1 protein-coding gene is annotated in these 624 nt (G+C 59.1%); it reads right to left on the bottom strand.

What is annotated here, in order from left to right:
• On the bottom strand, positions 1-547 hold a 547-nt coding region (locus AC1DVH_RS32415), incomplete at its 3' end, for a molybdopterin-dependent oxidoreductase (protein WP_477757213.1).
• Between the last annotated feature and the right edge of the window lie 77 nt (positions 548-624).

Genomic DNA, 624 nt, shown 5'->3' with positions numbered 1-624 from the left:
TGTTCGAGCAGTCCGGAAAGTTGTTGGTGCCGTAGGCCCGGACGAACAACTGATAGAGAAAGGCTGCCTCATTGCTGGCCCGGCCCGAGGTGTAGAACTCGGCCTGATCCGGCGATTCCAGCGCGTTGAGGTGCCGGGCGACCGTCGCGAACGCTTCGTCCCAGGTGGTTTCCACGTAACGGTCGGTGGCCGGGTCATAGCGCATCGGGTGGGTCAGGCGGCCTTGATACTCCAGCCAGTAATCGCTCTGCTCGGCCAGCGCCGAGACGCTGTATTTGTTGAAGAAGGCCGGGTCGACCAAACGGCCCGTGGCTTCCCAGTTAACCGCCTTGGCGCCGTTTTCGCAGAACTTGACCATGCCGTTTTCCGGCGACTCGCCCCAGGCACAACCGGGGCAGTCGAACCCGCCGTTCTGGTTGGTCTTGAGCATGGCGCGAATGTTCTTCAGCGCGTTTTCACTGCCCAGCCAGTTTTTGGTAACAGCGATCAGCGCCCCCCAACCAGCGGCGGCACCTTTGTAGGGTTTATAGCGGTCGACTTGAGACATGGTACTTCTCCGTAACAATGCACACAGGCTTCGACCTGATTCAGGTCATTGTTCGATTTGCGGAGAAAGCATATGAA

Source organism: Pseudomonas sp. P4_C3 (assembly GCF_056402075.1).
The sequence above is the reverse complement of the archived record's forward strand: the minus strand, read 5'-3'. Positions and strand labels throughout refer to the sequence as shown.